Below are 7,777 nucleotides of genomic sequence, written 5' to 3'. Positions count from 1 at the left end.
TCAGGAAATCAATTTATCCAAATCTTCTGCTGATAGACGTTTGAGAGCCTCCAAGGATTTAGCCAATGCGTCCTGCACCGGCGAATTATTTGTCTGCTGGCCAGCCACATAGGCGCTGAAGTCGGCCAGGGTCGGGGTGGTGAAGATCGATTTGACGTCGAATTCGGCGTGCAGCTGCTCACGCAGGCGCACCACCACCTGGGTCGCCAGCAGCGAGTGCCCGCCCAGTTCGAAGAAGTTGTCGTTCAAACCCACGCGCGGTACCTCCAGGACCTCGGCCCAGATCGCGGCGATCTGCTGTTCCAGCTCGCTCTGCGGCGCGACATACTCCCGCGCTTGCAAACTGGCGTCCGCCTTGGGCAAGGCCTTGCGATCCAGTTTGCCGTTGGGGCTCAGGGGCATCTGCTCCAGCAGCACCCATTGGGCGGGCACCATGTAGTCCGGCAACTGCTGGGCGAGATGGGCGCTGAGCACATCGCGCCAATCGTCCCCGGCGTTTTGCAACACCAGGTAGCCCACCAGGTATTTGCCGTCGACCGCCAGCACGGCGGTCTCACGGACCCATTCGTGCTCCAGCAGGCGCGCCTCGATTTCCCCCAGTTCGATGCGCAGGCCGCGTAGCTTGACTTGATGATCGATGCGCCCGGCGTATTCGATCACGCCGTCTGCGCGGTAGCGTGCGAGGTCGCCGGTACGGTACAGGCGCTCGCCCTGGATGAACGGGTGGGCGACAAAACGTTCGGCGGTGAGTGCCGGGCGGCGGTGGTAACCACGGGCCAGGCCCACGCCACCCAGGTACAGCTCGCCGAGGACGCCGACCGGTACGGGTTCGAAGTGGCTGTCGAGGATGTAGCAACCGAGGTTGGCGATCGGGCGGCCAATCGGTACCGCGTCGCGGCCTTCGTCCACGCAGGTCCAGTGGGTTACGTCGATGGCGGCTTCGGTCGGGCCGTACAGGTTGTAGAGCCCGGCCTGCGGCAGCTTGGCGAAGACCTGCTGCTGGGCGTCCACCGGCAAGGCCTCGCCGCTGCACACGATGCGGTGCAGGCTTTGGCAAGTCGACACAGCCGGATCCTGCAGGAACGCCTGCAACATCGATGGCACGAAGTGCAGCGTAGTGACCCGCTGTTGATTGATCAGGTTGATCAGCCTGGCCGGATCACGATGATCACCGGGTGCTGCAACCACCAGGCGCGCACCAGTCATCAACGGCCAGAAGAACTCCCACACCGACACGTCGAAGCTGAACGGGGTCTTTTGCAGCACCGTGTCGCTGGCGTCCAGGCCATAGGCTTCCTGCATCCATTGCAGGCGGTTCAGCAATGCCGAATGACGGTTGCCGGCGCCTTTGGGTTGGCCGGTGGAGCCCGAGGTGTAGATCACGTAGGCAAGGTTCTCGCCGTCCAGGGCGATCCCTGGGTTGGCGTCGCTGTAGCCCTCGAAGGCAGATTCGCCCAGCACCAGGGTTTCCAGGCCTTGGGGAATCGGCAACTGCTCACGCAAATGCGCCTGGGTCAGCAGCAGTTTCACCCCACTGTCGTCCAGCATGTAGGCCAGGCGTTCGCGCGGGTATTCCGGGTCCAGCGGCACATAGGCACCACCGGCCTTGAGCACCGCCAACAGGCCGACGACCATTTCGATGGAACGCTCCACCGCCAGGCCCACCAGTACGTCCGGCCCCACGCCGGCTTCGAGCAGGCGATGCGCCAGGCGGTTGGCGCGGCGGTTGAGTTCGGCGTAGCTCAAGCGCTGCTCGGCAAACACCAGGGCCGCAGCGTCCGGCGTGCGCCCCACCTGCTGTTCAATCAGTTGATGCACGCAGTGCTGCAATGGGTAGTCCCGCGCCGTGGCGTTCCATTCCTGCACCACCTGCTGACGTTCAGCCACATCGAGCATAGCCAGGTCACCCAGACGTTGCTGGCCGCCCTCGAGCATGGCTTGCAGCAGATTGAGCAGATGGCGGCCGTAGGTTTGCACCGTGCCCAGGTCAAAATGCGCACGCGCGAAACTGAACTGCACCGATAGCGTGTCACCCACGTCCACCAGCACCGTCAGCGGGAAGCTGGTTTGCTCGCGGGAATCCGGCAGGCCAAAACGGATACCGCTGCCGCCACTCTGCTCCAGGGCCTTGGACACCGGGTAGTTTTCGAACACCAGAATGTTATCGAACAAGGCTTCACCGCCCTGCCCGGCCCAGCGCTGGATATCGTACAGCCCGGTATGTTCATGCTCGCGCAAAGCCAGGTTCTGCGCCTGCACCGCTTGCAACCAGTCGGCCACGGTTTGCTGGCCATCCACTGCGCAGATCACCGGCAAGGTGTTGATGAACAGGCCGATCTGCTGCTCCACCCCCACGAGGTCTGCCGGGCGCCCGGCCACGGTGGCGCCGAACGACACCACCGCCTGCCCGCTATGGCGCTGCAACAGGACCAGCCATGCCGCCTGGATCAGGGTATTGAGCGTGACCTTATTGCTGCGCGCAAAGGCCTCGAGGCGCCCCGTCAGCGGGCGCTCCAGACTCAGTTGGTGTTCGCCATGCCCATTCGCCGCGATTGGCTGGCTGCTGCCCAGGCGGGTCGGCGCTTGCAATGCACTCAACTGCTCGCGCCAGAAGGTTTCGGTCGCACCGGCATCCCGCTGCTGCAACCAGCCGATGTAATCGCGATAGCGACCCGCCGCTTCAGGCACCGCCACACCGGCGTAACGTTGCAGCACTTCACCGAACAGTCGCGAATTGCTCCAACCGTCCATCAGGATGTGATGGTTGGTGTAGATCAGCTCATGGCGTTGCTCGTCGGTGCGCACCAGCACCAGACGGACAAGGGGTGCCTTGGCCAGGTCAAAGCCCTGGCGACGCTGGGCTTGCTGCAGGTTTTGCAACGCCAGCTCACGCTCCGGCATGGCGCGCCAGTCGAGGTGTTCGATCGGCAACCGGGCCTCGCGATACACCACCTGGCACGGCCATTCCAGCTGGCCTTCCCAGTAGAACCCACTGCGCAACACATCATGGGCCTGCACCGTGACATCCCAGGCCTGCTGGAACCGCGCTACATCCAGGCCCTCGACCGTCACGCGGATTTGGTTGATGTAGTCGCCGGCGGCCTGTTCGTACAGGGTATGGAACAGCATGCCCTGCTGCATGGGCGACAAGGTGTAGATGTCTTCAATCCCATCAGCGGCCAGCGGCAAGGATTCAAGCTGCTGCTGGTTCAGGCGGGACAACGGGAAGTCCGAGGCCGTCACGCCGTGGTTGCCGGGGGTACAGCAATGTTCCACCAATGCCGTCAGTTCACGGCTGAAGGCCTGGCTCAAGGCGTCGATCTGCGACACCTCGAACATCAGCGGGCTGAAGGTCCAACCCAGGTGCAGCTCACCGCCAAACACCTGACCGTTGAGTGTCAACCAGTTGCCCAGCGGCGCCTCCGGGCTCTGCTCGGCACCGGCACTTTCTGCGGCCAGCGCGAACAAGCCGTCCGGCTGGTCAAAGCTGCCGTCGATCTGGCCCAGGTAATTGAAGGTGATACGCGGCACCGGCAATGCGCTGAACGCCTGGCGCGTGGCCTCGTCGCCGAGGTAGCGCAGCGCGCCGAAGCCCAGGCCCTTGTCCGGCACGGCGCGCAGTTGCTCCTTGATCTGCTTGATAGAAGCGCCAAGGGATTCGGCCGGGGTCAGGCGCACCGGGAACAGGCTGGTGAACCAACCCAGGGTGCGGGTCAGGTCGATATCGTCGAACAGGTCTTCGCGGCCGTGGCCTTCCAGCTGGATCAAGCTTGACGCCTGCCCCGTCCACTGGCAGATGACGCGCGCCAGGGCGGTCAGCAGCAGATCGTTGATCTGGGTGCGATAGGCCGCAGGCGCCTGTTGCAGTAATTGCCGGGTGTGCTCGGCGTCCAACTGGCTGACCACGGTCTGCGCCAGGCGGACAGGACGCGCGCCTTGCGGATCACGGCATGGCAGATCGGCCGGCACGCCCTGGAGTTGTTGCAGCCAGAAGTGTTTCTGCGGCTGTACCGCTTCGCTGCGGGCATGGGCCTGCAAACGCTCGGCCCAGGCCTTGAACGACGAGGTCTTGGCCGGTAACGGCTGTTGGCGGTACAGGCGTTGCAGGTCCTCAAGGAACACCCGCCAGGACACGCCATCCACCACCAGGTGGTGCATCACCAGCAACAGGCGCTGGGAACCGTCGGCCAGTTCGGCAAGGACCGCACGCAGCAAGGGCCCCTGATGCAGGTCGAGGCTGCGCTGGGCTTTTTCGCACAGCGCGGTCAGTTCATCGGCATCCTTCACCGTGGCTTGCCACAGCACCTCAGGGGTGGCGGCTGCATGCTCGGCCTTCCACCCTTCGGCGTGCTGGCTGAAGCTCAAGCGCAGCGCATCGTGGTGTTGGACGATGGCGTGTAAAGCCGCTTGCAGTCGACCTGCCCGGACCGGCTCGCGTGGCACCAGCAGCAAGGACTGGTTCCAGTGGTGGCGGTCCGGCAGGTCCATCTCGAAGAACAACTGCTGGAACGGCAGCAACGGCGTCTGGCCCTGCACCGGGCCTTGGTCGATCACCTGCGCTGTCTGCAACTGCGCCACCCGGGCGAGGCTGCGCACGGTCTGATGCTGGAACAGCGCCTTGGCGGTGAAATGAATACCGGCGGCACGGGCGCGGCTGACCACTTGAATGGAGATGATCGAGTCACCGCCGCGCTCGAAGAAGTTGTCATTCAAACCCACCTGTTCGACGCCCAGCACCTCGGCCCAGATCGCCGCGATCTGCTGCTCCAGCACACTGTGCGGAGCTTCGTAGGGGTGGGTGGCTTCGGGTTTGGGCAGCGCCTTGCGGTCGAGTTTGCCGTTGGGGCTCAGGGGCATCTGTTCCAGCAGCATCCACTGTGCCGGGACCATGTAGTCGGGCAGGTGTTGAGCCAGGTGGGCGCTGAGCACATCGCGCCAATCGTCCCCGGCGTTTTGCAGCACCAGGTAACCCACCAGGTATTTGCCGTCGACCGCCAGCACGGCGGTCTCACGGACCCACTCGTGCTCCAACAGGCGTGCTTCGATTTCCCCCAGTTCGATGCGCAGGCCGCGCAGCTTGACCTGATGGTCGATACGCCCGGCATACTCGATCACGCCGTCTGCGCGGTAGCGTGCGAGGTCGCCGGTACGGTACAGGCGCTCGCCCTGGATGAACGGGTGGGCGACAAAACGTTCGGCGGTGAGTGCCGGACGGCGGTGGTAACCACGGGCCAGGCCCACGCCACCCAGGTACAGCTCGCCGAGGACGCCGACCGGCACCGGTTCGAAGTGGCTGTCGAGGATGTAGCAACCCAGGTTGGCAATCGGGCGGCCAATCGGTACCGAGTCGCGGCCCTCATCCACGCAGGTCCAGTGGGTTACGTCGATGGCGGCTTCGGTCGGGCCGTACAGGTTGTAGAGCCCGGCCTGCGGCAGCTTGGCGAAGACCTGCTGCTGGGCGTCCACCGGCAAGGCCTCGCCGCTGCACACGATGCGGTGCAGGCTTTGGCAGGTCGACACCGCCGGATCCTGCAGGAACGCCTGCAACATCGATGGCACGAAGTGCAGCGTAGTGACCCGCTGTTGATTGATCAGGTTGATCAGCCTGGCCGGATCACGATGATCACCGGGTGCTGCAACCACCAGGCGCGCACCAGTCATCAACGGCCAGAAGAACTCCCACACCGACACGTCGAAGCTGAACGGGGTCTTTTGCAGCACTGTGTCGCTGGCGTCCAGGCCATAGGCTTCCTGCATCCATTGCAGGCGGTTCAGCAATGCCGAATGACGGTTGCCGGCGCCTTTGGGTTGACCGGTGGAGCCCGAGGTGTAGATCACGTAGGCAAGGTTCTCGCCGTCCAGGGCGATCCCTGGGTTGGCGTCGCTGTAGCCCTCGAAGGCAGACTCGCCCAACACCAGGGTTTCCAGGCCCTGGGGAATCGGCAACTGCTCACGCAAATGCGCCTGGGTCAGCAGCAGTTTCACCCCACTGTCGTCCAGCATGTAGGCCAGGCGTTCGCGCGGGTATTCCGGGTCCAGCGGCACATAGGCACCACCGGCCTTGAGCACCGCGAGCAGGCCGACGACCATTTCGATGGAACGCTCCACCGCCAGGCCCACCAGTACGTCCGGCCCCACGCCGGCTTCGATCAGGCGATGCGCCAGGCGGTTGGCGCGGCGGTTGAGTTCGGCGTAGCTCAAGGACAGGTCGTTGAAGCGCAGCGCCGGCGCATCCGGCTGTGCCAGCGCCTGGGCCTCGATCAACTGATGCACCCACTGCCCTTGCGGGTAGTCGCGCGCGGTGGCGTTCCATTGCGAGAGGATTTGCTCGCACTCCTCGGCATTGAGTGTCGCCATATCCTGCAAGGGCAAGGCAGGGTTCGCCACGCCCGCACGCAACAGGCTCAGCCAATGTTCGGCCATGCGCGCGACGGTGGCGGCGCCGAACAGGTCGGTGGCGTAGGTCAGGGACGCCCAGATCGCATCGCCGCTTTCCTGGGTGTCCAGGCTCAGGTCGAACTGGGCACTCTGGCTGTCCCATTCCAGGTTGGCCACGCGCAGGCCCGGCAGTTGCTGCGCGGCGACGGGGGAATTGGCCTGGTGGTTGAACATCACCTGGAACAGCGGGTTATGGCTCAGGCTGCGCTCCGGCTGCAGCGCTTCCACCAATTGCTCGAAGGGCAAGTCCTGATGGGCCTGGGCTTCCAGCGCGCGGCGCTTGGTCTGCTGCAGTAACTGGGCGAAGCTCATCTGGCCATCGAGGTCAGCCTTGAGCACTTGTGTATTGACGAAGAAGCCGATCAGCGATTCGGTCTCGACGCGGTTGCGGTTGGCAATCGGCACGCCCACGCGAATATCCTGCTGGCCGCTGTAGCGGTACAGAAATGCCTGGAAGGAGGCCAGCAGCAACATGAACATCGTCACGCCTTCGCGCTGGGCCAGGGCTTTCAACCCTGCAACCAGTGCCGGTTCCAGCGCGATGTCCAGACGCGCGCCACGGTAGCTCTGTTGCGCCGGGCGCGGCTGGTCGAATGGCAGCTCCAGCACCGGCTGCGTGCCGCTGAGCAGTTCACGCCAGTAGTCCAGTTGGCGGGCCTTCTCCCCCGCTTCCATCCAGCGGCGTTGCCACAGTGCGTAGTCGGCGTACTGGATCGGCAAAGGTGCCAGCACGCAGTCCTGGCCCTGGCTGTAGGCGGCGTAGAGCTGCATCAGCTCCTGCACCATCACGCCCATCGACCAACCATCGGAGACGATATGGTGCTGCACCAGCACCAGCACGTGCTCTTCTTCACCGAGGGTAAGCAGGCTGACGCGCAGTAGCGGGCCTTGCTGCAAGTCGAACGGGCGGGCGATTTCGGCTTCGACGCGGGCCTTGAGCTGCGCCTCGTCGACCGAGCTTTCAGCGATCTCGATCACGCCGTGGGCCAGCACTTCCTGGGAGCGCTGTTCATCATCCAGGTGCAGGCGCGTGCGCAGGCTTTCATGGCGCACCGCGAGGGTGTCGAAACTCTTTTGCAGCGCAACCTTGTCCAGGCGCCCGCTCAGGCGCAGGGCGCCCGGCACGTGATAGGCGGCGCTGTCCGGGTCCAGTTGCCAGAGAAACCACTGCCGTTCCTGGGCGTAGGACAACGGCAGCATCTGGCCGTCCTCACGGATCGAGGCAATCGGCAGTTGGGCGAAGCTCATGCCCCGGCTTTGCAGGCGCTGGTAAAACTGCTGGCGTTGTTCCAGAGGCAGGCGAAGAAAGCGCGAAACCAGATCGATATTAGGGTTGGAA

The 7,777-nt window shown here is 64.3% G+C and carries 3 pseudogenes; all 3 read right to left on the bottom strand.

Annotated elements, in window-relative coordinates:
• Window positions 1–240 (bottom strand): annotated as a pseudogene (locus M2397_RS30545) (phosphopantetheine-binding protein); the annotation flags it as partial.
• A gap of 177 nt (window positions 241–417) precedes the next feature.
• Window positions 418–6,357, bottom strand: a pseudogene (locus tag M2397_RS14070) (amino acid adenylation domain-containing protein); the annotation flags it as partial.
• Between the two features lie 21 nt (window positions 6,358–6,378).
• Window positions 6,379–7,638, bottom strand: a pseudogene (locus M2397_RS30540) (condensation domain-containing protein); the annotation flags it as partial.
• Between the last annotated feature and the right edge of the window lie 139 nt (window positions 7,639–7,777).

The organism is Pseudomonas sp. BIGb0381, from assembly GCF_024809815.1.
GTDB lineage: Bacteria > Pseudomonadota > Gammaproteobacteria > Pseudomonadales > Pseudomonadaceae > Aquipseudomonas.
The sequence above is the reverse complement of the archived record's forward strand: the minus strand, read 5'-3'. Positions and strand labels throughout refer to the sequence as shown.